Origin of the sequence: uncultured Fibrobacter sp. (assembly GCF_900316465.1) — a bacterium.
Taxonomy (GTDB): Bacteria; Fibrobacterota; Fibrobacteria; order Fibrobacterales; family Fibrobacteraceae; genus Fibrobacter.
This window is the reverse complement of the sequence record NZ_ONDD01000006.1, coordinates 25,391-48,778: the sequence shown is the minus strand read 5'-3', so window position 1 is coordinate 48,778 and position 23,388 is coordinate 25,391. Positions and strand designations below refer to the sequence as shown.

Annotated in this window: 21 protein-coding genes; 17 read left to right on the top strand and 4 right to left on the bottom strand. The window is 51.7% G+C overall.

Going from position 1 to position 23,388, the window contains the following annotated elements:
• Positions 1-57: 57 nt before the first annotated feature.
• On the top strand, positions 58-381 hold the full coding sequence (locus tag QZN53_RS03575) for a hypothetical protein (RefSeq protein ID WP_163437555.1): 324 nt from the start codon (positions 58-60) through the stop codon (positions 379-381).
• Positions 382-388: 7 nt separating this feature from the next.
• Here QZN53_RS03575 and folD read toward each other — a convergent pair whose 3' ends face one another.
• Positions 389-1,228, bottom strand: a complete 840-nt coding sequence (gene folD, locus QZN53_RS03570) for a bifunctional methylenetetrahydrofolate dehydrogenase/methenyltetrahydrofolate cyclohydrolase FolD (RefSeq protein ID WP_163437554.1) — start codon at positions 1,226-1,228, stop codon at positions 389-391.
• A gap of 147 nt (positions 1,229-1,375) precedes the next feature.
• Positions 1,376-1,597: a hypothetical protein gene (locus QZN53_RS03565; protein ID WP_163437553.1), complete on the bottom strand. Its 222-nt coding sequence runs from the start codon at positions 1,595-1,597 to the stop codon at positions 1,376-1,378.
• Between the two features lie 318 nt (positions 1,598-1,915).
• On the opposite strand from QZN53_RS03565, the gene QZN53_RS03560 reads away from it, so the two are divergent.
• From QZN53_RS03560 to QZN53_RS03530, 7 genes are all read left to right on the top strand, one after another.
• Complete coding sequence (locus QZN53_RS03560) at positions 1,916-2,863, top strand: FKBP-type peptidyl-prolyl cis-trans isomerase (RefSeq protein WP_163437552.1); 948 nt, start codon at positions 1,916-1,918, stop codon at positions 2,861-2,863.
• Between the two features lie 135 nt (positions 2,864-2,998).
• A complete protein-coding gene (locus tag QZN53_RS03555) occupies positions 2,999-3,475 on the top strand; it encodes a sigma-70 family RNA polymerase sigma factor (protein WP_233144195.1) in 477 nt (158 codons plus the stop codon).
• On the top strand, positions 3,472-4,248 hold the full coding sequence (locus tag QZN53_RS03550; protein WP_163437551.1) for a hypothetical protein: 777 nt from the start codon (positions 3,472-3,474) through the stop codon (positions 4,246-4,248). Before QZN53_RS03555 ends, QZN53_RS03550 begins: the two co-directional genes overlap by 4 nt.
• 10 nt (positions 4,249-4,258) lie before the next feature.
• Positions 4,259-6,589, top strand: coding sequence for a caspase family protein (locus QZN53_RS03545; RefSeq protein WP_163437550.1), 2,331 nt, complete (start codon positions 4,259-4,261; stop codon positions 6,587-6,589).
• A 139-nt stretch (positions 6,590-6,728) separates the two neighbouring features.
• A complete protein-coding gene (locus QZN53_RS03540; protein WP_163437598.1) occupies positions 6,729-9,206 on the top strand; it encodes a TonB-dependent siderophore receptor in 2,478 nt (825 codons plus the stop codon).
• Positions 9,207-9,263: 57 nt separating this feature from the next.
• On the top strand, positions 9,264-10,673 hold the full coding sequence (locus QZN53_RS03535; protein ID WP_163437549.1) for a sodium-dependent transporter: 1,410 nt from the start codon (positions 9,264-9,266) through the stop codon (positions 10,671-10,673).
• Positions 10,674-10,800: 127 nt separating this feature from the next.
• The gene (locus tag QZN53_RS03530) at positions 10,801-12,447 is read left to right on the top strand and encodes a hypothetical protein (RefSeq protein ID WP_163437548.1); all 1,647 of its coding nucleotides are present in this window, start codon (positions 10,801-10,803) and stop codon (positions 12,445-12,447) included.
• Positions 12,448-12,533: 86 nt separating this feature from the next.
• Here QZN53_RS03530 and QZN53_RS03525 read toward each other — a convergent pair whose 3' ends face one another.
• Positions 12,534-13,715 carry a glycoside hydrolase family 3 protein gene (locus QZN53_RS03525; RefSeq protein ID WP_163437547.1) on the bottom strand — a complete coding sequence of 394 codons (1,182 nt, stop codon included), beginning with the start codon at positions 13,713-13,715 and terminating at the stop codon, positions 12,534-12,536.
• Positions 13,716-13,729: 14 nt separating this feature from the next.
• Complete coding sequence (locus QZN53_RS03520; protein ID WP_163437546.1) at positions 13,730-14,866, bottom strand: LD-carboxypeptidase; 1,137 nt, start codon at positions 14,864-14,866, stop codon at positions 13,730-13,732.
• Positions 14,867-15,053: 187 nt separating this feature from the next.
• Here QZN53_RS03520 and QZN53_RS03515 point away from each other — a divergent pair, with 187 nt between their 5' ends.
• The 9 genes from QZN53_RS03515 (at position 15,054) to QZN53_RS03475 (ending at position 23,363) form a co-directional block, all read left to right on the top strand.
• Positions 15,054-15,890 (top strand): DUF3450 family protein, encoded by an 837-nt coding sequence (locus QZN53_RS03515; RefSeq protein ID WP_072798008.1) that lies wholly within the window; start codon positions 15,054-15,056, stop codon positions 15,888-15,890.
• Positions 15,887-17,440 (top strand): MotA/TolQ/ExbB proton channel family protein, encoded by a 1,554-nt coding sequence (locus QZN53_RS03510; RefSeq protein ID WP_163437545.1) that lies wholly within the window; start codon positions 15,887-15,889, stop codon positions 17,438-17,440. The genes QZN53_RS03515 and QZN53_RS03510 overlap by 4 nt, the downstream gene beginning before the upstream one ends.
• 6 nt (positions 17,441-17,446) lie before the next feature.
• Positions 17,447-18,130, top strand: a complete 684-nt coding sequence (locus QZN53_RS03505; RefSeq protein ID WP_163437544.1) for a MotA/TolQ/ExbB proton channel family protein — start codon at positions 17,447-17,449, stop codon at positions 18,128-18,130.
• Positions 18,131-18,132: 2 nt separating this feature from the next.
• The gene (locus QZN53_RS03500; RefSeq protein WP_072798016.1) at positions 18,133-18,537 is read left to right on the top strand and encodes a biopolymer transporter ExbD; all 405 of its coding nucleotides are present in this window, start codon (positions 18,133-18,135) and stop codon (positions 18,535-18,537) included.
• An 11-nt stretch (positions 18,538-18,548) separates the two neighbouring features.
• Positions 18,549-19,184 carry an energy transducer TonB gene (locus tag QZN53_RS03495; protein ID WP_294651646.1) on the top strand — a complete coding sequence of 212 codons (636 nt, stop codon included), beginning with the start codon at positions 18,549-18,551 and terminating at the stop codon, positions 19,182-19,184.
• Positions 19,185-19,187: 3 nt separating this feature from the next.
• Positions 19,188-20,219: a tetratricopeptide repeat protein gene (locus QZN53_RS03490; RefSeq protein WP_163437543.1), complete on the top strand. Its 1,032-nt coding sequence runs from the start codon at positions 19,188-19,190 to the stop codon at positions 20,217-20,219.
• A gap of 52 nt (positions 20,220-20,271) precedes the next feature.
• Entirely contained in the window at positions 20,272-21,183 is a 912-nt protein-coding gene (locus tag QZN53_RS03485; protein ID WP_163437542.1) for an MBL fold metallo-hydrolase, read from the top strand.
• A gap of 39 nt (positions 21,184-21,222) precedes the next feature.
• Positions 21,223-22,398 (top strand): HD domain-containing protein, encoded by a 1,176-nt coding sequence (locus tag QZN53_RS03480; RefSeq protein WP_163437541.1) that lies wholly within the window; start codon positions 21,223-21,225, stop codon positions 22,396-22,398.
• A gap of 74 nt (positions 22,399-22,472) precedes the next feature.
• On the top strand, positions 22,473-23,363 hold the full coding sequence (locus QZN53_RS03475) for an HD domain-containing phosphohydrolase (RefSeq protein WP_205428117.1): 891 nt from the start codon (positions 22,473-22,475) through the stop codon (positions 23,361-23,363).
• The last annotated feature ends 25 nt before the right edge of the window (positions 23,364-23,388 follow it).

The window sequence follows — 23,388 nt, the reverse complement described above, 5'->3', positions numbered from 1 at the left end:
GGGCGCGTAATTCGCGTTGCCGAGGTCTTACTATATTTTGCACCGAAGGGTGCAAAAATGAAACTTTTTGGATTGGCCATATTTATGCTTGCGGGCATTGCATGTGCCCAATTGGTGCAAAAGAAGGCGCCGACGGCTGCCGATTCCATTGATCTTGGCGACAAGAAAGGCCCGGTTGTCTATGCGGACCCTAAAGAAAACGAAAAGTCTGCCATAAAAGATGCAACTGTCGAAATGGACAGTCGCAAGATTTCAAACGATTCTACCGTCGGGACGTTGATAGGTGTCGGCGCTGAATTCGTAGGCGACATCATGAAAGGCATGCTTTCGCCCAATTCTGCCGAAACCGACGCCGTCGAACTGGAACGCACGAGACGATAGGCTCGGGTTATCCTAAGTATTTCTCGCCGGATTCCACGCTCTGGTAAATGAGCGTGTTGATGGTCATGGGGCCTACGCCGCCCGGAACCGGAGTGTAGGCGGAAGCCACGTCGTCAAGACCCTTTTCGATATCGCCAACGCCACCCGGATGGTAACCGGCATCGACCACGACAGCGCCCTGCTTGATCCATTCCTTCTTGATGAATTCCGGCTTGCCGACCGCACCGACCAAGATATCGGCCTGCTTCACGAATTCGGGCAGGTTTTCGGTCTTGCTGTGGCAAATGGTCACGGTGCAGTCTGCATTCAAGAGCATGAGAGCCATGGGCTTGCCAAGAATAGCGCTGCGGCCTACAACCACGGCGTGCTTACCCTTGAGCGGAATGTTGTAAGCCTTCAACAAACGCATAATGCCTGCGGGCGTTGCGCAACCGTAAGCGGGTTCGCCCATCGCCATGCGGCCAAAACCGAGGCAGGTCACGCCGTCCACGTCCTTGCGAGCGTCAATGGCTTCGAAAGCGGCGCGTTCGTCAATGTGGCGCGGAACCGGGTGCTGCAGCAGAATGCCGTGCACGTCGCGGTTCTCGTTCAATTCCTGAATTTTGTTGAGGAGTTCTTCGGTGGTGGTGTTCTTCGGGAGCACCACGCGGATGCTTTCCATACCCACGCGGGCGCAGGCGTTGCCCTTCATCTTCACGTAAGTGGCCGATGCCGGATCGTCGCCAACGAGGATAGTCGCAAGGATCGGGGTCTTGCCCGTCTTTTCCTTGAGACGCGCCACGCGGGCGCTGAGTTCTTCTTCAGTGGTCTTGGCAAGGGCCTTGCCGTCGAGGATGAGTGCTGCCATAAGGTCTCCGGTGCGCATTGTGCGCGATTGTTTGCCCCAAAGATAGAAAAGAGTCTGGGGTTAGTCATTAGTTTTGCGCCAAAGAAAAAAATAAAGCCCCGCGGAAGGCGAGGCTACAAAATTTGAAAAATGTAAGGTTCTTAAATCTTAGAACATGTCCTTGAGGGACGGAACCAAGGAGCAAACGATTACCCACGGGTAGGAAAGCGAACCCTTAAGCCAACCAGTCTTGGCAGGGCTCGGGACTGCACGAACGGTATTCGAGCTGACCATGCTATCGAGCTCGCTACGAACGCTCTCGATGGAGCTTTCGAAAGCCTGCTTGTTAGCGGAGGCCGAATTTATGAAATTTTCGAAACGGTAGTTCATACAATTTCCTTATATTTCTCACTCTTATGTGTAAATTTAGTAACAAAAATCTGTTTTAGCAACCCCTTTGTAAACGCCCGTTTACGGCATTTGTGTAAGGAAAGTTGTTGCCTATTTGGATAAAAGTGTTTAAATTTTGCTAAAAACGACAATTTTCACTTAAAATTTTTTCTAAAAAGTCAAAATTTTGTACATTTTAGGGCGAAAAGATTGTTCTAAAAAGTGTTCACGACGCGTTCTTTAAAGCCTTTTCTATTTTTGTGTGTGTCGTATATCACTGGAATTTGCGATGTAACTCGCTATAGATCAAGGAATTATATGAAGATTAATCATGTTTTTTCGGCTTCTTTGGCACTCTGTTCGGTGCTGGTTGCTTGCGGTGGCGGTCAAAAACCCGCTGTGGATCCCGAGGCTCAGACTGATTCTGCTGCCAATACCAAGTCTGCATTGCCGGATTTGAATAACCCTACCGACCGTTACAGCTATGCGCTGGGTATGGACTTGGGCAAGGCGATTGCGAACGTGAACGTGCCGCTGAACATGGACGTGCTCATGGGCGCTATCAAGGACCAGGTAGATTCTACCCGCCCGGTGCAGATGGCCGATTCTACCGCGGAATCCGCCTTGCAGGATTTGCTTTTGCAGATGCAGAAGAAGAAGGAATCCGACGAAAAGGCCCAGGCCCAGAAGCTGTTGGATGAACAGACGAAGTTCCTTGCCGAAAATGCCAAGGATACGACTGTCAAGAAGACTCCGAAGGGCGTGCAGTACAAGGTGATTAAGGCCGGTGCTGGCATTAGCCCCAAGATGAGCGACAAGGTGCAGGTGCACTATATTGGAGCGCTCCTCGACGGTACGGAATTCGACAATAGCGTCAAGCGCGGTGAACCGCTGGAATTCCCGGTGAGTGCCGTGATTGAAGGCTGGCAGGACTTGCTGCAGGTCATGAAGGAAGGCGACAAGGTGAAGGCCTGGATTCCGAGTGCCCTTGCCTATGGCGAAGCGGGCGTGCCTCCGATGATTCCGGCGAATGCGATGCTTGTGTTCGAGGTGGAACTCTTGAAGGTTTATGCCGAAGTGCCCGCTATCGACAGCACAGCCGTGCCTGTGGCACCTGCTGCAGAGCCTGCGAAGGCTGAAGCCAAGCCGGCGGAAAAGAAGGCCGAGGCTAAGCCCGCTGCTGAAAAGAAGCCGGAAGCCAAGCCTGCAGAGAAAAAGGCAGAAGCAAAGCCTGCCGAAGCTGCAAAACCCGCTGCCAAAAAGTAAAAATTGGCGTTTGCCCAATATTTATACAGATATTGCCCCGCACAAGCGGGGCTTTCTTTTTTTTAAATTTGCGGTGACACTTTTAACTTCCACTAGTGTTACAATGGTATGAACGGGAAAAATCTCCTTGATCGCATGGCTTTTTCGAAACTGTACGAGGCATATGCCCCGATGGTTTACAGACGCTGTGTCTTTTTGCTCAAGGACGATGCCGAAGCCAAAGACATGGTGCAAAATGTGTTTTTGCGTGTATACGAGCGCATGGACACCTTGGATCTTTCGCAGCCGTCGAGTTTGTTGTGGAATACGGCAACCAGACTTTGCCTGAACCGTATTCGCGACAAGAAACGCCGCGGGCTTGATTGTGATTCGAGCGAACTCTTGCTCACCATCGCCTGCGCCGAAGAAGATGACGGTTATGAGGCCAAGGGCCTTTTGGCAAAGATTTTCTCGAAGGAGCAGGAATCGACCCGCACGATTGCGACGCTGCATTATGTAGACGGCATGACTCTGGAAGAAACTGCTGAAACTGTTGGACTTTCGGTGAGTGGCGTGCGCAAGCGTTTGCGTACCCTGCAAGCCAAGATCAAGAATCTGGAGGTTGAAAGATGACATCTGTCAATAAAATTTCCGATTTCAATCTGGAACGCTATCTGCTCGGGGAACTCTCCGAAAAAGAAATGCGTGAACTCCAGGAACGCGAATTGAGCGACGAAATCTTTGCCGCCCGCGTGGCTGAAATGCGCCTGCAGGGCAAGCGCTTTTTAGTGGAAAATCCGTTTGCGGATCTTGAAGAACGCATTGAGGCTGCCGAAGCCGCCGGGAATTCTGCCGAGAAGGCTGGCCAGAATATTTTGTGGCTCAAGGTGGCTGCCGCGTTGGTGATTGCGCTGGGTATTTTCTCGGTGGTTGTGTTGAATCGCGATGTGGCGACTTACGACAACAATGTCGCCTCGATGGAAGTCGCCATGGCCGATGTAGATGACGGCACGCGAATCAAGGGTATGCAGGCTTCTTTGGAAGTCTGGAAAAAGACGGGCGACAGTGCCGTGCAAATGGTGAACCTGGGCGATGCCCACGAAGGCGACGAAATCCAGTTGCGTTACCGTGTTCCGCAAAAGTGCTTCGGCATGCTTTTTAGCATGGACGGCAACGGAACCATTACCATGCACATGGGCGAAGGCAACAAGGCTATTGAGCTGGAACCCGGCAAAATGACGACGCTTCCGTTTGCCTACAAGCTTGATAACGCTCCGAAATTCGAAAAGTTCTTCTTGCTCACGTCGCAGAATGCTTTTGAAATTGACGGCAACGATATTGACAAGAGCTTGAAGCAGGCTGGTGTAGAAAACGTTTCGTTTACGCTCCGCAAAGTTGGGAAATAAGGGGGAGAAAATGAAAAAGATTTTGGGTAAGATTTTATTCTGCGATTTTTTGTCGGGCTCTGCCATTTTCTGCCTGGTGTGCCTGGTGGCGATTTTGGCGGCTGCAAGCAATGCCCATGCCGCTGCGAATTCCGGCGAGATCGCGATTAACCGTTACGTGTTCGCGGTGAGTGCGAATAACGGCGGTAAGGGCCGCCCGGTGCTGCGTTATGCCGAAAGCGATGCCCGCGCCTTTGCGAATGTGCTTTCGCAGATGGGTGGCGTGCCCAAGCAGAATGTGTACCGCGTGACGGAACCGAGTGTGGCCTCGTTGCAGAGCCAGCTGGAATCTCTTGATAAAAAGTTGCAGTCTGCAAAGTCTGCGAAGGGCGCCGACGCTAATTCCCGCGAAGAAGTGCTGGTGTATTACAGCGGTCACGCCGACGAAAAGGGACTGCGCCTCGGTGAAGAAATTTATAGCTGGAAAGAATTCCGCAAGCGTGTGGATGCCTTGAATGCCGACGTGAAGATTGCCGTGATTGACGCTTGCGGCTCGGGTGCTATTACCCGCGCGAAGGGCGGTGTCGCTGTGCCGGCGTTCATGGTCGACAAAAGCAGCGACATGAAAGGCTACGCCTTTATCACCAGCAGCACTCAAGATGAATCTAGCCAGGAAAGCGACAAACTCAAGGGTTCCTTCTTTACGCATTCGCTGGTGAGCGGCCTTCGCGGCGCAGGCGATGCGAGCGGTGACGGCAAGGTGACGCTTTCTGAAGCTTACCAGTTCGCCTTCAATGAAACTCTCCAGAAGACCGAAGCCACCATGGGTGGCGCCCAGCACCCCAGCCGCGACATGAACTTGGCGGGCACCGGGGATGTGGTGATGACGGATTTGCGCAGCACGAGCGCAGGCTTGGAATTGGACGAGAATGTAGACGGTCACTTGTTCATTCGCGACGAAAAGGGTGAACTTGTCGCCGAACTTTACAAGAAATCTGGTCGCGCCATGAGCCTCGGGTTCCCTGCCGGCAAGTACAGCGTACGCTTGGAACGTCCTGCCGAATATAAGGAAGCGTCGATCACGCTTTATGACAACAACCGTGCGCGTCTCGGCAAAAAGCAGTTCACGGCGGTCGCTGTCGAAAAGACGGCTCTTCGCGGCGAAATCAAGAGCGAACGTTCTTGCGCTAATGGCGATACGGCAAAATGCTCCCTGGATTCGCTTGACCGCAACGGAGTTTCCCGCACAACGTTTGGTTTTTACGATCGCGACAAGGATCCGCGCAAGGGCGTGCAATTGGGTCTCTTTGCCACCAAGACGAAAGACTACATGGTCGGTTCGCAGGTGAGCTTGTTTGTGAACAGCGCAAGTAAAGATATGCGAGGCATTCAAATAACAGGTATCTTGAATATCGCGAACGAAAATATTGACGGCGCGCAGATTTCGGGTGCCGTGAACTATGCCGAAAGCGTTGATGGTTTGCAGCTATCCTATATCAACTGGGCGTCTGAAAAATCCGAAGGTGCGCAGATCGGTTTTGTGAACGCCGCTCTCGATACCATGCGATACTTGCAGCTGGGTTTTGTGAATGCTTCTGAATACAGCAAGACTAATGTTGGCTTTGTGAACACAAATATGGGCTCCAAAGTGCAGGTGGGCTTTGTCGATGTCGCTAAGGACGCCGATGTTCAGGTGGGCTTTACGAACGTGGCGGTCAATTCCCGTGTAGGCGTGGGCTTTGTGAATGCCACGGCTTGGGAAGGCGGCACGCAGGTGGGCTATGTGAATGTGGCTCCCAAGTCCAAGGGTCGCCAGGTGGGTTTTGTGAACGTATGCTTGGAATGCGAAAAGACTCCGGTCGGCTTTATTAGCGTGGTGGGTAACGGCGTATGGTCTGCAACTACATCCTTGAATGAAATGGGTGCTCTGGATCTTTCGCTCCACTTGGGTACAGCTTATTTCTACACCGCCTTTGAATGGGCTCGTCCCTTTGAAAAGGGTGAAGGATTCAAACGCTTTGAAGACCGCTACGAAAGCGGTTACGGTATCGGTACGCAGTTCGGCAAGTACGGCAACCACTTTGAGTTGGAATACATGTTCCTGAATGCCTTCGAAAATGTTGCTTTCAGCGGTGAAAACAATTACAATTACCACCACCGCCTGCGCTTGGGCTTTGTACATAAGCTGTTCCCAGGGTTAGGCCTTACGGTGGGTGGCTCGCTGAACTGGGCGACGATTGGCGATGCGGACGAGATTTGGCTCAAGCCTTGGAACAACTACCACGACGATTTTGGTAGCGAAAAGCATAAGGCTCGTTGGTGGCCCGGCTTCTACTCGGGCATTACTGTGGGAAGATTCTAAAAGAAAATTCTAAAAAACAAGTGACACTTTTTGCTCCTTATAGTGTTACAATAGCAAATAGGGTTTCCTATTTGCTATTTTTGTTAGAACGCGAGTTATTTTGAAACGTTATATTGAAATTTTTGCTTTGTTGCTGGCTATGTTGAGTGTAGCTGCCGTGGCACAAGAACCTGTGCCCGATTCGCTTGCACCCCAAGGAATCACCTTTAACGGAATCGTACAGGATTCCTCGTTTGCCCCAGGCGAAAAACTCAATGTCGAAATCCTGGAATCGGGCGAGGCGCTGCAAACCACCGTGGGCACGCCCTTTAGCATTGTGCTTCCCGAAGATACCCTTTGGAATGTGTGCGTCACGAATTCGGACACGGCGGGCGCCGAAAAAGAAAAATGCTACGAACTCAAGTACATTGGCGCTGAACGCAGTTTCTCGCAGGCACTGGGCGAGGCTTTTGCAGAACCCGATTCTATAGTAGAAGGGGAAGGCCTTCCCCTCGCTGCTGCCGCTGACACGGCATCCGCTACCCCTTCTAGCGGGGGTGGGGACACCCCGCAACGCCCCGATACGCTGGCGCAAGATTCCGCAAGCCAGGACGTCGATGTCGATGCCCTCCTTGCTGGCGGCGACAACGCCAAGGTCACCGAACTCAAGAAAGTCGTAGTCCAGCTGCGCCGTCGCCCTAAGCGCAAGCCCGGCGAATCTGTAGTGTCGGCTAAGTCCATCAAGCGTATGCCCAGCCTCGCCGAAGCCGACGTCATCAAGAGTATCCAGGCGCTCCCGGGCGTGGTCGCCAGCTCCGATTTCAGCTCCAAGATTTATGTTCGCGGTGGAGCCGCCGACCAGAACCTCTTCCTGTTCGACAACGCGGTCGTTTACTCTCCGGTGCATTTCTTCGGACTGTTCAGTACCTTCCTGGTCGAAGGCATTGACGATGTGCAATTCTACAAGAGTGGTTTCCCGGCGCAGTATGGTAACCGCCTGAGTTCCGTGCTCAAGATGGATGGCCGCGCCGGCGGTCAGGATACCGTCAATGAATGGTTCAGCAAGTCAAGCATCAAGATCAGTACGTTTGCGGCGCAACTCCATACCGAAGGCCATCAGGGCCCTGCACGCTGGGTGGTGGCAGGCCGTACCACCTACATCGGCTACATGCTCGATTTGATGAACGCCCTCGACATTATCGACCTGAACCTGGACTACGAATTTACAGACGTGCAGGGCACGTTCATGTATAACTTTACCGATGACACCCGCATGAAACTTAGCTTCTATGTCGGTAAAGACCGCTTGAGTTTTGACCCGCTTTATATGGACTGGGGTAACGTAGCCATTCCGCTCAACATTACGCACCGCATCAATGGCGACTGGGACTACAACGCGACTCTTGCGTTCAGCGAGTTCTACCAGACCATGAAAATCGGTGAACTGATGTCTATCGAGATGTTCCTTTACACCTTCGCAGGCAAGCAGTGGGTTAACTATCGCGGCATTCCGAACCACACGCTCACTGCCGGCTACGAACTGGAATACATCTACGAGCGCTACCGCGAACAGATGTCCACCATCAGCGTGGCTGATATTCAGAAACCCTTCCACCATGTGGGCTACCTGCAAGATGCCTGGAAGTTTGCACCCGATTACCTGTTGCAATACGGCCTTCGCTTTAATTACCAGACGGCTGCAAAAGACTTTGGCGTAGAACCGCGCGCCTCCTTGACCGTGAATATCGACGACGACAAGACCTTGGAATTCTACGGCGGTTATTACCTGCAGTACTTGAATGCGCTTGTCTATACCGACCAGGAAACTCTGAACGAATTCTATTACCCGGCAACCACGACTACCAAGGGCAAGCATATCGAGCCGGCGTCTTCGTGGCTGTTTGCCGCGGAATATAGCCAGCGCGGCATTATGGAAGATTACGATGCGACCGTGGGCGTTTACTACAAGACCCAAAGCAACCTGAATACGTTTGTGTCTGTGCTGGACAGTAACGATGAAACCGCCTCCGACGACTTTGTGCTGGCCGATGGCTTCGGAACGGCAGAAGGCTATTCCTTCGGTTACGAACTTTCGCTGCGTAAAGATAAGGGCTGGTGGTTCGGCGGCATTAACTGGAGCCAGAGCATTAGCGTCATGAAGACGGATGACGGCACCAAGCCGTATTTCCCGAGCTGGCATCAGCCTTATGCCCTCAAGATGGACTTGGGCATTAACTGGCGCGGCCCGGAAGATGCGTTGACGGTGCACCCGACCCAAAAGGACATGTATATTCGAACCTCGGTTATCATGAAGTATTCAGCGGGCATGCCCATTAGCGAATACAAGGGTTACTACGTGTCGCAGGATATGGGTCACCAGCAGTATACCGATGCGACAGTGGTGTTGCCGGGTAGCCGCAATGCCGCCCGCCAGACGGACTATTTCCGTGTCGATATCAAGGCTATCGATATCGGTCGTGAAAACAAGTGGAACTTTAGCTGGACCTTTATTAACGTAACCGATCACGAGAATATGTTCTACACATTCTACGATACAAGCAAGAATCCGCCCGAAAAAACGGAAGTTACCCAGTTCCCGTTCTTGCCGGTTATGCTCAGTTACGAGTATTATTTCTAGCATTTTGAATAAAGTGGGGCTGACAAGGGTCTAGATTTTTCTATAGTTTTTAATACTATGGAACGCGAAACCTTTAAATCAAGACTCGGATTTATCCTCATTGCCGCCGGTTGTGCCATTGGTCTGGGCAACGTGTGGCGTTTCCCTTACATTGCTGGCCAGTACGGTGGAGCGGCCTTTGTGCTCCCGTACCTCGGCTTCTTGCTCTTCTTGGGCCTGCCCATTTTAATGGCAGAACTTGCCTTGGGTCGTGGCGGTAAGAGCGGTATCGCTCGCGCATTCGACAACCTGGAAAAACCGGGCACCAAGTGGCATTGGGCCAAGTTCCCGCTGATTTCGGCCAACTACATATTGATGGCCTTCTATTCGGTGGTGACCGGTTGGATGTTCTATTACTTCTACAAGATGGTTACCGACCCCAAGTTCCTCATGGGTACTCCGGATCAGATTGCTGCTGGCTTCGGTGAAATGCTTTCAAATCCGGGCCTCATGATTTTCTGGATGACGGTTGCCATTGTCATTGGCCTCTTTATTGTGTCGCTTGGCCTCCAGAAGGGTGTGGAACGCATCACCAAGGGCATGATGATTTGCTTGCTTGTCATTATGGTAATCCTTGCGATTCGCGCCGTGACGCTCCCCGGCTCTACGGCTGGCCTTGAGTTCTACCTGTTGCCGTCCTTGGAACGCCTTACGCAATCGGGCAAGGGGCTGGGCGAGGCTATCTTTGCCGCCTTTGCACACGCCTTCTTTACCTTGAGCCTCGGTATCGGTAGCATGGCTATTTTCGGTAGCTACATCGGAAAGAATCATTCCCTGGCAAAAGAAGCCACGAGCGTCTGTATTCTTGATACCGTCGTCGCCTTGGTCGCGGGCATCATTGTGATTCCCAGCTGCTTTGCCTTCCACCAGTCTCCTGGTCAGGGCCCGGGCCTTATCTTCGTGACGCTTTCTAACGTGTTCGCCATGATGCCTGCCGGTAGATTCTTCGGTGCCGCCTTCTTCCTGTTCATGTCGTTTGCGGCCATGTCCACCTTGATTGCCGTTTTCGAAAACCTGGTGTCGTTCTGGATGGACCTCAAGGGTTTCAAACGCCGCAAGGTTGCCTATTGGAATATCTTGATCGTGTTCGTGCTTTCGCTCCCTTGCGCCCTCGGCTTCAACATGCTTTCGGGCTTTGAACCGTTCGGCCCCGGCAGCTGCGTTCTGGACCTTGAAGACTTTATCGTGAGCAACACCATGCTCCCGGCTGGTGGCATGTTCATCGCCATCTTCTGCTCTAGCCGCTATGGTTGGGGTCAGGAAAAGTTCTTTACCGAAATGAACGCCGGTAAGGGTTACAAGATTCCGTACAACGCCGCATTTAGAATCTACTTCAAGTGGGTCTTGCCGCTGCTGGTTTCGATCCTCCTGATTCAGGGTTACCTGTCCAAGTTTGCACCGGAACTCTGCGCCAAGATTTTCGGATAAGCCTTATAAAGCTTGAATGGGGGCCGCATCGTAAAGGTGCGGCTCTTTTTTTATTAAAAAAACAATTGTCAGTGGTGACACTTTTGCGGTGTATAGGTGTTTCAAATATGTAAATTTGCAGGGTACAATGAAACAATTGCTTACATCTCGTCGTTTTTTGCCGTTCGCTCTTTGCGCGTTGTTCATGTTGGTGGCGTGCGATTTTCACGGTCCGTGGGAATATTACCCCGAAAAGCGCGACGTGTACACGGGTATCTACACCTACGGCTACGTTATCAGTGGCGAATCTCCTTATGTCTGCTTTTCGAAGGTTTACGAACTTGACGAAACGGCGGCCGAAAACTTTGCGTTTTACGACAGTGCCTACGTAACGGTATCGGGCCATTTTGACAGTCATTACAGCAGTATTGACGAGGCGGATACGACGCTTGTCTTGAGACGTTACAGTCACAAGCCGAATTGCTTTGGCGGCGATACTTACGAAGGCGTTATCGGCGAGACCTACAAGCTAGAAGCCTACTTCGAATGGGACAGCTTGGGCCACAAGGTGAAATCCCGTTACAAGGCGGAGGCGGTTATTCCGCCAGCTGTTAAAGTCAAGGGTTTGAATGTTCCTCTGCAAAATGGTGACTATGAGTGGATGGCTTACGATGAGGATAGTCCCCGGTTCGAAATAGACTTCCTGGAATTTCCCATGGACATGGAATTCGTGAAGTGCGCCCTGGATTACGATCAGTCTGTGAGAGGCGTCATTGCGGTGATGAATTACGACATGGGTAATGCCGAATCGCAGAATACGACCATCAACAACATGTTCAAGGGCTTTACCGACGAAGATGACCAAGGCTACCGCGGTATTGCGATTCATGACCCTTTGGAACTGACTGAAAATTTGGGCTTTACCTCGAACCGCAAGGTGGCAGATTTCCGTGCGCTGGACACCGCCTACCTGATGAACATGATGCTCCCCTTGGGCGATGTCTCTGTGGACTTGTATTCGACAGATGAATCCTATATCGATTATATAGACAAGGTGAAGGAATCGGTGAACGACTCGCGCATCATTCCGGAATCCAATATCGAAAACGGCATGGGCGTGTTTACCGGAATGTCTAAGGCGACGGTGTTGCTGCATGTCAACGGTAAGGGCGTGAACATGAAGCACATTGCTCATCACAACTGCTACAATACCGAGGGCGACCTTTCGGATAGCTGGGATTCCAAGGGTTGCAGACTTTACCAGGATATTTACTGCGCGGGAATTGATCTCAATTGGACAGGTGACTTGGCGAATCAGAATAGGTATGCCTACGAAACCTACCGAGATTCTGTATACAGCAGGGATTCTAAGGAATGCTATGCCTCGAACGTGAAGGCCGCCATGATGCTCGATACCACCAAGTGGTCCATGTTCCTGCCCGACACGATCAATGCGGAAGACAAGTCCAGAGCCTACGCCGACGGCCTCAAGCGTTATTGTGTGGCGAGCAACTTCGAGAACAACAAGATTGCCGATTGCTACAACTTGTACGAGCTTTGCATCGTGAATCCGGAAGATAATTACTGCAAGGAATATCTGTGGACCTGGTGCGCCGACCGTGACTGGCCGGATATTGAACAGTGTCAGAGCGCCTTGGTGAGCCGCTACTACCTCAAGGAACAGAAGTCAAGCATTCTCAAGCGCGAAGCCCAGAAAATCTGCAACCGTTACCACCCCGTTATTTGCGACAACTGGTGTGAAAAGCAGAAAGATGGTCGCATGAAATGCCAGTAACGTTATGGCAATAAGTTTGTAAGACAAGAGCCCCGGCGATAAAGCCGGGGCCCTTTCTGTATGCAAGTTTTGTGAATGCTGAAGAGTTATTTCTTCTTTAATGCGAGGATGCGCTTGACGCTTTCGTCGATGCGGGATTCTTTGATGTCGCCCTTTTCGACGGCCTTGACGACAGCGTCAAATACCTGTGTAAATTCGCGGGAGCAAAGCACCACGTCGACACCTGCCTGGATAGACTTGATGGCGGCTTCGGCGTTGCCGAATTGCGTGGTGATGGCGCCCATATCCATGGCGTCGGTCACGATGACTCCCTTGAAACCGAGTTCGCCGCGGAGCTTGTCTTGCAGAATGACAGGAGAAAGTGTCGCGGGCAGATCGTCGCCAGTGACTTTCGGAGCCGCGATGTGGGCGGTCATGATCATCTGGGCGCCTGCCTTGATGCCGGCCTTGAACGGGATCATTTCGCACTTGAGCATTTCTTTCCAGGTCTTGTTGGTCTCGGCGTAGCCGGAATGCGTGTCGGTCTTTACGTCGCCGTGGCCAGGGAAATGCTTGAGCGTGCCGATAATGCCTGCGGAATCGAGGCCGTTGAGGTAACTTACCACAAAATCGGCGGCGGTCTCGGGGTCGTCCGAGAAGGCGCGCGCCCCGATGACGATGTTTTCAGGGTTCGTGTTCACGTCGGCGACCGGGGCGTAGTCGATGTCGAAACCGTATTCCTTGATGTAGCTTCCGATGGTGAACGCCGCCTTATAGGCTTCGTTCGGGTCGCCGCTTTCGGCAATGGCGGCCATGCTTTCGTACTTGGGAACGTCAAAGTTCTCGTTGTTCGCGATACGGGCAACGCGGCCGCCCTCTTCGTCGATGGCAAGGAGCGGATTGCCATTCAACTTTCTGATTTCAGCAATGAATTCGCCGAGCTGGTCTTCGTCTACAATGTTGTGGGCGTAAAGAATCATGCCGCCAATGGGGTAGTTCTTGTTGATGGCGAGCATGGTCTTGTTCACGTGCTGTAGCTTGTAATCTGGAAGTTCCGCGTATTCGTTCCAGTGAATGCTCGTGTCAAGCGCTTCGGGGCGAATGAAGAACATATGTCCCACTTTTTCGCGAATCGACATCTTGCTTACGTCAATCGTGGCGTTATCTTTAGAATCGTCAGAAGCCGATGACGAAGAATCATCGCCGCAGGCGACTAGTGTCAGGGTTAACGATAATGCAAAAATGGATTGCCGCGCGATGCTTGCAATGACGTTTTTCTTGAAATCCATAAACATCTCAAAAATTATTCAATTGAAAAAATCTTACCCGAAAGCATCAGGCGAATTGCCTTCGAAAGGGTAGTCTTGTTTGTGAGTTTGTCTGTATCGACGTCTTTGTTTTTGCCGCCGATGTCAAAGGCGAGTGTGGCGCCTTTGTCGGTTACATTCATCTCAACCTTTGCACCCATGACGAGCGGCAAGTTCACATCGTCATGACCGGCAGGGAATCCGCACATCACAGGAATGTCGTATTTCTTGAGGTAGCTTGAAAGCATGGCCTCGGTGCTTTCGTAATCGAGATCGGTGCCGGAATCTACGAATTCGCCGAGAATTACGCCGCGTACATTTTCCATGACACCATGCAACTCGATGGAATGGAACATGCGGTCGATGTTACGCAGGTTCTCGCCGATTTCTTCCATGAACAAGATGATTCCGTCGTTCTGGAAAATATCGATGTCGCTTGTGCCAATGAGTGGCACGAAGGTGGTCATGTTGCCGCCTACGAGAATGCCTTCGGCTTTGCCCTTCTGGTTGTATTTGTGCTTGGGGACCTTGTAAGTCGGCACTTCGCCCTTGAGCAAGTCGCGCAGGAGTGTACTGTTGTCGTCTTTGCCTGCGGTCTTGGCGATGCTTGAACTCATGGTGCCGTGAATGCTCATGACGCCCGCCTTGGTCTGCATGGCGTGCAGCGTGGTGATGTCGCTATAGCCAATAAGCCACTTGGGGTTCTTTTTCACAAGTTTCGGGTCAATGAGGTCGACCAGTTGAATGGTGCCGTAGCCGCCTCGATTGCAGAGAATAGCTTTGATGCTTGTGTCCTTGAGTGCGGTAATAAAGTCTTTGGCGCGTTCTTCGGCGGTGCCGGCGTATTTGCCTGCTTCAAGTTTGCCCACGTTCTTGCCGATAACGGGCGTGAATCCCCATTCCTTGATGACATCGGCGGTCTTTTGGATGTTGGAATCGGGGGTGGTGTACGAGGGCGAAATTAGGGCAACCTTGTCGCTTTTTTTCAGGAATGCTGGCATTGTGCATTCGGCGAGCGGAGCCGTTTTTTCTCCGGGCCATTCTATGGCGCCAGTGGAGCCGTCGTCGCTACAGGCGGAAAAGAAACATAGGGCAACAATAGCACTGAATGTGCCAATTTTTTTAATATCCATAATCACCTTCTTAATTTTGTAAACATAAATATACATTGAAGGCCGGTTCATGTCAATTAAAAAGGGGCGGAATGGGGCGCCGGATGGGGCCAAACGCTAAAGTTTTTTTGATATATCGGTAACACTTTTGTTTTGGTCAGGTGTTTTATTTATGTAAATTTTGATGTCTCACTTATTGCGGAAAGTTATGAAACGACTGAAATTATTACCGTTGACGCTTGTCGTGATGCTCCTTTCGGGGGTGGCATTTGCTGATCGTGACGCCGAAATTCGCGATTTGAAGCTGGAAAAAGACAAGCTGAATTCCGAAATCCAGAAATTGAACCGCCAGATCGCCTCGACCGATTCGATGCTCAAGGCGGACGATTCCCGTTACAAGACGTTGCAGGCCCGTTACAAGGCCGACACGGAACGCCGTCGTAGCGAAATCGATACCTTGAATGCCAAAATCAAGAACGTGGCTGCCGAACTCCAGACGGAGCGCAACAAGCAGGCCCGCGCCAAGAACAAGAGCGACAATGTGGCATCCAAGCGCAAGGCTTTGCGCGAAGAACTCGCCGGCATCAGCAAGCGTTTAGAAGCGCAAGTCGCCCAGACGCTCCCGTGGGAACGCGAAAGCAGACTGGACCGTGTCAAATCGCTCACCCGCGATATCGAAAGCGGTAACGCCAGTGAAGAAGAAGCCTTTTCTCGCCTGAAATCGCTCGTTGCCGAAGAAACCAAGTTCGGTGATGAAGTGGCAATCATCAACAGCCCGCTGACCCGTAAAGACGGCGAACTCATTAACGCAGCGATTCTGCGCATCGGTAACCAGTGGATGGTTTACAGCGATGACAACGGCACCGTTTTCGGAACGCTCGTACGCAAGATGGTGGATGGCAAGATTGTCTACGAATGGAACGAAGACTTGAATTTGGAAGAACGCGCTGCGGTAAAGCTTGCGCTTGACGTGAAGCAGGCGAAAAAGCCGCCTCAGGTCGTGAAGTTGCCCGTAAGCCTTTCTGTGGTGGGGGGAGAGAAATGATTTTGAATAAGAATGTTGCATTGTGCGCCTTGATGATTTCGGCGACATCCGCTTTTGCGTGGCCGTGGTCGGGTTCGGGCGAAAGTAAGCCCTCTGCCGAAGACCAGGCTCGAATCAAGGATTCCCTGCAGACTGAAGAAGTTCGCAACTTGCAGCGCGAAGTAGAGGCTTTGACCCGCATTCGCCTGCAGAAGGCCGATTCGCTTGAAAAGCTTGAAGCCGAACACTGGCGCAAGCGTTATGCCGAATCCCAGCTGACTGAAGAACACCAGGCGGCATCGCGCGAGCTTGACGCCCGCTATTCCAAGCTTTCGACAGATCTTGGCCGCGTGAGCGAAGAAGTGGCGGCAAGCAAGAGCCTGACCGAAGAAGCCGAAGAAAAGGCGCAGTCCGAAGAATCGGCCTATGATGCATTGAATACGCAGGTGAAACTTTCGATCGACAAGACACTTGGCGATGCCATGGGTGATTATCCGGTGGGCATGAACGGCCGCTTGATTCGCCTGAAGCAAGCTTCTAACGAAGCCGAAAAGGCGACACCGAATACGATTGGTGCGGTGCAGAGCTACATGGATGATTTGCTGATCCGCCATGAACTGACTTATACGCAGTTCTATGGTCGCGAAACTTCGCAGGTGGGCAGTCGCCCCGATGTGAACGTGAACCGTTTGCGCTTGGGTACCGTGTTCCTCGGCGAAGTCGCGCAGGACAATGGCGATGTGCAGGCATTGCTCCGCTCTGGCGCCTTGCAGGGTAAAGTGTTTGAATGGAATGCGGTACTCCCGCCTGAAATGGCCGGTAACGTGAAGCAGGCTGTGGTGCAGGCAGGTTCTGCTGGCGAAACTGCTTCGCCGACGGTCGTGATTCCGCTGGATGTGCTCCAGAATAAGGCAATCAAGAATGCGATTACCGATACCAAGGAACTCACGATGACCGAACAGTTCAAGGAATTCTTCAAGAAGGGCGGTATCGTGATGTACCCGCTCATGCTGGTGGCGATCTTTGCGTTGCTCCTTTGCTTGGAACGCTTCTTAGTATTGACTTTCCGCGGACATTTGGGCCGCCGCTTCTTGAAAAAGTTGAATGCGCTTGTCAAGGAATCCCGTTACGAAGACGCTGCGAATCTTTGCCTGAAAAAGGAAACGAGTCTTTCGCTGGTGCTGTTTGCAGTGCTGAACCGTGCCCGCGACAAGCGTGAAGACGCCGAGCGCTCACTGCAAGAAGCGATGCTCCGTGAACAGCCGAAATTGGAACGCCGCATGGGCCTGTTGGCTGCCATGGGAACGATTGCTCCGCTGCTTGGCTTGCTCGGTACGGTGACTGGTATCATTACGCTCTTTACCGTGATTACCGAAGTCGGCACCAACGACGCACGCGTTTTGGCTGGCGGTATTTCCGAAGCCTTGGTGACGACGGAAACGGGCCTTGTGATTGCCATTCCGGTGATGATTTTGCACGGCCTTTTGAGCGAAAAGATTGAAAAGGTCACGAGCGAAATGTATGTGCAGAGTACCTCGCTGTTGAACAGAATTTTCGGGAAGGAAGCGTAATCGGGCATGTCTAACACCCATTACATATTCCTGGAGTCTCTGCAGAACACTTACCAGGCGGGCGGCGTGGTTATGCTCCCGATCCTCTTGGCAGGCGTTATCGGATTCTACTTCCTGTTTTCGAGCTGGTTCCGCATCGGGAGTGATTTCTTCCGCGCCGACATCCACAGGGTCATCAAGCGTATGCGTCTTGACTTGAACGGCGGCAACGAAGAATACGAAAAGAATGCTGAACCCCCGAGCGTCGAAAAGGCCTTGCGCAGGCTCCGCAAGCGTGGTGGGCTTTTGGGCCGCGAACTGAGCGAAGCGATTAATGTGGCGCAGAACAATCCTGAAGGATTCCGCGACTACATGCAAGTGCGCTTGGCCAAGACGGTGCGCTACATGGAGCAAGGAAACCACATTGTGTCTGTAATGGCCTCGGCCGCACCGCTCCTGGGCTTGCTTGGAACCGTGACGGGCATGGTCTCAACCTTTGAAGTGATTACGCTTTACGGAAACCAGAACCCGGTGCTCATGGCCGATGGCATTTCCGAAGCGTTGATCTCGACGCAGAGTGGCTTGCTTGTGGCATTCCCGCTCACGCTTTTGAAACAGCGCCTGGATGAACGTGTTGAAATTTTGCGTCAGAAGATGGAGCTGGGCGCGACTGTGATTGAAAACTATTTTGTGGAAAAGGCTGAAGGCTAGTTATGGAATTCAATTTGCCGAGAAGAAAGCAGAAAGATATGGGCATCGAAATGGGCCCGCTGATGGATATCGTGTTCATCTTGCTCATTTTCTTTGTGGTGACGTCTTCGTTTACGCGTGAAACGGGTGTGGATGTGACTAAGCCGCAGGCACAGTCTGCAAGCCAGCTCGAAAAAGAGAACTTGCTGATTGCCATTACGCGCGAAGGCACGATTCACATGAACGAACGTCAGGTAGACTTGGCGAGTTTGCAGGATATCTTGAAGCAGTCGCTTGCGAAGGCGCCGGATCGTGAAGCGGTGGTGATTGCTGACAAGGGTGCCGAAACGGGCGTGTTGGTGCAGGTGATTGACATGTGCAACTTGGCTGGAGTCAAGAAGGTTTCGATTGCGGCTCAGGCGGAATAATGTTGCATTTTTTGAAAAAGATTTTCAAGCGTTTTAGCATTTTGCTTGCGGCGATTCTCGCGAGTATGCTTCTCGTGTTCTCGGTGACGATGGCGAACTTGTTCCTGACGGGCAAGGTGTTTCACGAAAAGAAATACAATAAGACCGAAATCGCCGTAAAGAAGGTAGACGAAGTCGAAAAAAAAGTCGAAAAGAAAAAGCCTGCACGCAAGCCGAATCGCATGAAGTCAAATTCCCGCTCGCCTAAGGCTGGCCCGCGTTTTGCAATGAACTTGGGGGCTGCTTCGGGCAACGGTGGCGCCGCTGTAAGCCGCGACTTGGTGGCCGATTTCCGCGGCGGCGCGCTCTCGACGGAAAAGGGCGATGTGGATAAGAAGCCTGAAAGTCGCAGCATGGCAAATTTCCAGGTGCCGCCCAAGATTCGCGATAACGAAATCGATGCAACACTCCGACTCAGTTTTTGCGTCGATGTCAGCGGCAAGGCTTACGACATCAAGGTCCTGGAAGAATCTCCTGCGGGCTCTGGGCTTGCGCAGGCCGGTCGCGAGGCTCTTGGCCGCATGACGTTTAGCCCTGCTGAAAAGGCGGGCAAGGCAGTGCCTTTCTGTGGTATGGAACAACCGTTCGAAGTGAAGTTTAGGGACTAGGTCATGATTTATCGCTCATTACTCATCGCTGTCGCTGTTTTCGCTTCGCTCTCTTTTGCTGCGCAGTCTTCTTACGATTTGATGGAACGCGCGAATGCCCTTTACCGCGACGGAAAATTCAAGCAGGCCATTACACTTTACCGCAAGGCGGAATCTCGCGGCGCGGACCCCGTCGCCACCAGTTTCAACATCGCGAACAGCTATTACCAGCTGGAAAATTTGCCCGAAGCCGCCGCCACTTACCGCAAGGCGATCGATTTTTCGAACGGCGCATTTTCGCCTGCGCTCTTCAACATGGCGAGCGTGTATTTTAGACTCAAACAGTATCCGGAATGTGTGGCGGCGTATCACCGCGCGTTGAAACTGGAACCGGAAAATGTTTCCGGTTGGCTTTACTTAGGCGAAGCCTACAGTAAAACCGGCGACGCGGTCGGCGCCTTGCGTGCCATCGAAAAAGCTTACCAGCTCGACAAAGAAGATATCAGCATCGTGTACCAGCTTTCCGAAGCGAACATCTCGCTGAACGATTTCGAACGCGCTGTGACCGTGATTCGCGAAGGCTATGCCGCCCACCCCGAAGAAATCGACTTCTTGGTTTACCTAGGTGATGTTTACCGTCTGAACAAACAGTACGAAGAAAGCGCCGCTGCCTACCGCGAAGCGTTGGGCGTGCGCCCCGATGACCCGGCGACCATGTACAAGCTTGCTGACGTTCTCGCCGAAGACAATAAACCCTTTGTCGCGATGGATGTGCTCAATAACCTCACGCAAATCAAGCCTGACTTTAGCGATGCTGCCATCTTCCTCGGGAACCTGGCTTACGACGCCAAGTTCCTCGACCGCGCCGAATCCGCCTACGAACTCGCTGCCAAACAAGGTAACGCCGAAGCCGTATTCGGCTACAAGAACATGGCTTACGACGCCCACGCCCAAAGGCGCGACGACGAAGCCTTGCGCCTGCTGCGCACTGCCCAGAGCTACTTCCCGGACGATGTCACCCTCCAGGCTGACATTCTCGAGTTTGAAAAGAAATAATTAATTGAAATCGAGAAATTCTTTTTTATATTCACTCTAAACAGGAGTCCTTATGAAAAAGCATTTTCTTTCTCTCATTGCCATTGTGGCGTCTTTCGCCGTATTCGGCTGCAGCGACACCAAGACCCCCGCTACTGAAAAAACGGCGGAGCATGCCAAACCCGCTACGGAACCGGCAGAAAATGCAGCCCCTGCAGAAGCCGCGAATGTTGTACAGGTTGCCAAAACGATCAAGCTCGCAAATGGCGCGAGCGTGACCTGGATTCAGGACAATCAGGGCGAAAAGCTGAACCCCCGTAGCCTCTTTAGCGATGCAAGCGATTCCCTGTTTGCAAGTTTGAATTTGCCCGACGGCATTCCCGCCTCGGTGAGCACGTTCCTGCTGCAGGTTGACGGCAAGAACATCTTGTTTGATGCGGGCCTCGGCGCCTTCGGCGGCCAGACTTTGGATCGCCTCGCCGCTTTAGACGTAACTCCTGACAAAATCGATCTGATTTACTTGACGCATTTCCATGTGGATCACATCGCAGGCATGGTTACAAAAGATTCTGCCGGCAAAGACGTAAAGGTTTTCAATAACGCTACGGTATACGCAGGCAAAGTGGAATATGACGCCTGGATGAACGATATCCCGAAAAACGACTTGCAGAAAGCCGTCATGGGTATCTACAAGGATAAGCTCCATCTGTTCGCTTTCGGCGACAGCTTGCCGCAGGGGGTGCTCGCGCTCGATGCCGTGGGCCATACTCCCGGCCACACCGCCTTCCAAGTTTCGAACCTGCTCGTGATTGGCGATTTGATGCACGGTTATGCCTTGCAGAAGGACCATCCTGAAATCAATTCCAATTATGACATGGACAAGGAAAAGTCCATCGAAAGCCGCAAGCGCCTAATGCAATACGCCCGCGACAACAAACTCACCATGGCCGGCATGCACTTGCCGCCTCCGGGATTTGCGGAATAGTTCTACGGCAGAATAGCCCCGCGCGAACAAGGATTTTCTATGGAATGGAATGCCGAAACAAAAGAACGAATTGAATCTCGCTTGAACGAAAAAGAAAACTCGCTTGCCGCATACGCCTGCAAGTCTGCCCAAGCGATTCGTTTTCACGAGGCTCCCGAAGATCTCCGCCCGAATTTTTTCCACGATGCGGACAAGATTATCCATTCCTATTGCTACAGCCGCTACATCGACAAGACGCAAGTTTTTTATCTGGTTGAAAATGACCACATTACGCACCGCGTGCTCCATGTGCAACTGGTGGCGAAAATCGCAAGAACCATCGGGCGATTCTTGAATTTGAACGAAGACTTGATTGAGGCGATTTCGTTAGGGCACGATGTCGGCCACACGCCTTTTGGCCACGACGGTGAAAGAATCATTTCTGCCTTTCTGCAAGAACAAGGCGCAGGCATATTTGAACACAATGTTCAAAGTTTCCGCTTATTCCACGACCTCGAAGCTTACGGAAAAGGCTTGAACCTTACCGCACAAGTTCTTGACGGAATCATCTGCCACAACGGCGAAATTCTGCAGAACTGTTATGGCTGCGACCGCAACAAGACCCCCGAAAAGTTGCTTGCAGAATACCGCGAAAGTCTGAAGGGAACTTTTAAATCGAAAGACATGGTGCCGATGACGCTCGAAGGCTGCGTCATGCGCATCTCGGATGTGATTGCCTACGTGGGCCGCGACATCGAAGATGCTATCATCTTGAAGTTGGTGGAACGCGAAAGCTTGCCCCGCGAAGTCACGGAAGTGCTTGGCGATAAGAATAGCACCATCGTGGATACGCTAATCAAGGATTTGGTCAATAACAGCATCGACAAGGAAACGCTCAGTTTCTCGCCGGCTGTTTTTGACGCTCTGAACCGCCTGAAAGATTGGAACTACAAGAACATCTACCTGAATCCGAAAAAGTCAACGCAAGACGAAAAAATCAAGACGATGTTCCAGACGGTTCTGAATGAATGCCTCGAAGAACTCGGCTCCGACAAAAAAGTCACCGGCATCAATCACTGGTTCAATTCCATGAGCGCCGAATATAAAGATTCGACCCCCAAGCCGCGCGTTGTCGCCGACTATGTCTCCGGCATGACCGATGACTACCTGATGAACGCCTATAAGGAAATCGTCATTCCCAAGTCATTCGGGATCAGCTTTGCTGAAAAAATTTGATTTTTTGGACTTTTTTTCCAACTTGGAATATATATCGGCTTGCTTTCCTCTGAAAAAGATGTATTTTCTTTTTAGTGGACGCTTTGGTAACATTGTTGATTATTTTGGGGGCAATTCTGATGGTGGTAAACATCGTCAGGTATTTCCATTTTGTCAAGAGCACCCACGATGTGCTTTCGGCAGGGAGTCAACGTGACCGCGTCTGGAAAATTATTGCCGGAATCTTGCTGTGTTTTTTCTTGATAGGCTACTTGTTCTGTGCGTTTGTGGGGGAGCCGGACATTGTGATGGCGATGATTCTCTTTGGCGGGAGCGTCTTTGTAGCCATAGTTCTGACACTTATGTTCCGGTTGCTTGAAACCGCTAAAGCCAGAAGTATTGATATTGCAGAAGTCTTGGTGGGCGTTATCGATGCTCGTGACCCAAACCTTAATGGGCATAGTCGTCATGTCCAGCGGTTGACAATGCTGTTCTACGAATACCTGCCCGCATCTATCAAGCGAGGCATTAACCCGGTTAGTTTGGAATATGCAGCACTGATGCACGATGTGGGCAAATTGGGCGTTCCGGAATCTATTTTGAACAAGCCCGCTCAACTAAATGCGGACGAATGGGTTGTCATGAAGCGCCACCCCAAAGTCGGCGTCAAGATTTTGCAACCGCTCCAGACCTTTGGACATATCATGAGCTGGATTCTTTACCATCATGAACGAATCGATGGCCACGGTTACTACAGCTGTCCGGGCGACAAAATTCCGTTGCCCGCTCGAATTATTTCCATTGCCGATACATATTCGGCCATTACCATGCGTCGCTCCTACAAAGCGCCCAAGACTCACGAAGACGCGCTTGAGATTATTAAGGATGTTGCTGGTACGCAGCTGGACGCCGAACTCGTCAAGTATTTCTTGACAATCCCTAAAGAAAGACTGATCCAGTGTATTCCTGAACAAGTGAAGTACTGATTCTCAGTGTAAAATTTCCTTAGGC

What these genes read in the sequence shown, in the direction of transcription:
- QZN53_RS03555 (WP_233144195.1), top strand. Translation starts at nt 2,999, where the DNA reads ATGGCTTTTTCGAAACTGTACGAGGCATATGCCCCGATGGTTTACAGA.
- QZN53_RS03510 (WP_163437545.1), top strand. Translation starts at nt 15,887, where the DNA reads ATGATTTTGAATAAGAATGTTGCATTGTGCGCCTTGATGATTTCGGCG.
- QZN53_RS03520 (WP_163437546.1), bottom strand. Translation starts at nt 14,866, where the DNA reads ATGGATATTAAAAAAATTGGCACATTCAGTGCTATTGTTGCCCTATGT.
- QZN53_RS03550 (WP_163437551.1), top strand. Translation starts at nt 3,472, where the DNA reads ATGACATCTGTCAATAAAATTTCCGATTTCAATCTGGAACGCTATCTG.
- QZN53_RS03500 (WP_072798016.1), top strand. Translation starts at nt 18,133, where the DNA reads ATGGAATTCAATTTGCCGAGAAGAAAGCAGAAAGATATGGGCATCGAA.
- QZN53_RS03480 (WP_163437541.1), top strand. Translation starts at nt 21,223, where the DNA reads ATGGAATGGAATGCCGAAACAAAAGAACGAATTGAATCTCGCTTGAAC.
- QZN53_RS03515 (WP_072798008.1), top strand. Translation starts at nt 15,054, where the DNA reads ATGAAACGACTGAAATTATTACCGTTGACGCTTGTCGTGATGCTCCTT.
- QZN53_RS03485 (WP_163437542.1), top strand. Translation starts at nt 20,272, where the DNA reads ATGAAAAAGCATTTTCTTTCTCTCATTGCCATTGTGGCGTCTTTCGCC.
- QZN53_RS03540 (WP_163437598.1), top strand. Translation starts at nt 6,729, where the DNA reads ATGTTGAGTGTAGCTGCCGTGGCACAAGAACCTGTGCCCGATTCGCTT.
- QZN53_RS03560 (WP_163437552.1), top strand. Translation starts at nt 1,916, where the DNA reads ATGAAGATTAATCATGTTTTTTCGGCTTCTTTGGCACTCTGTTCGGTG.
- folD (WP_163437554.1), bottom strand. Translation starts at nt 1,228, where the DNA reads ATGGCAGCACTCATCCTCGACGGCAAGGCCCTTGCCAAGACCACTGAA.
- QZN53_RS03545 (WP_163437550.1), top strand. Translation starts at nt 4,259, where the DNA reads ATGAAAAAGATTTTGGGTAAGATTTTATTCTGCGATTTTTTGTCGGGC.
- QZN53_RS03490 (WP_163437543.1), top strand. Translation starts at nt 19,188, where the DNA reads ATGATTTATCGCTCATTACTCATCGCTGTCGCTGTTTTCGCTTCGCTC.
- QZN53_RS03535 (WP_163437549.1), top strand. Translation starts at nt 9,264, where the DNA reads ATGGAACGCGAAACCTTTAAATCAAGACTCGGATTTATCCTCATTGCC.
- QZN53_RS03565 (WP_163437553.1), bottom strand. Translation starts at nt 1,597, where the DNA reads ATGAACTACCGTTTCGAAAATTTCATAAATTCGGCCTCCGCTAACAAG.
- QZN53_RS03525 (WP_163437547.1), bottom strand. Translation starts at nt 13,715, where the DNA reads ATGGATTTCAAGAAAAACGTCATTGCAAGCATCGCGCGGCAATCCATT.
- QZN53_RS03530 (WP_163437548.1), top strand. Translation starts at nt 10,801, where the DNA reads ATGAAACAATTGCTTACATCTCGTCGTTTTTTGCCGTTCGCTCTTTGC.
- QZN53_RS03505 (WP_163437544.1), top strand. Translation starts at nt 17,447, where the DNA reads ATGTCTAACACCCATTACATATTCCTGGAGTCTCTGCAGAACACTTAC.
- QZN53_RS03575 (WP_163437555.1), top strand. Translation starts at nt 58, where the DNA reads ATGAAACTTTTTGGATTGGCCATATTTATGCTTGCGGGCATTGCATGT.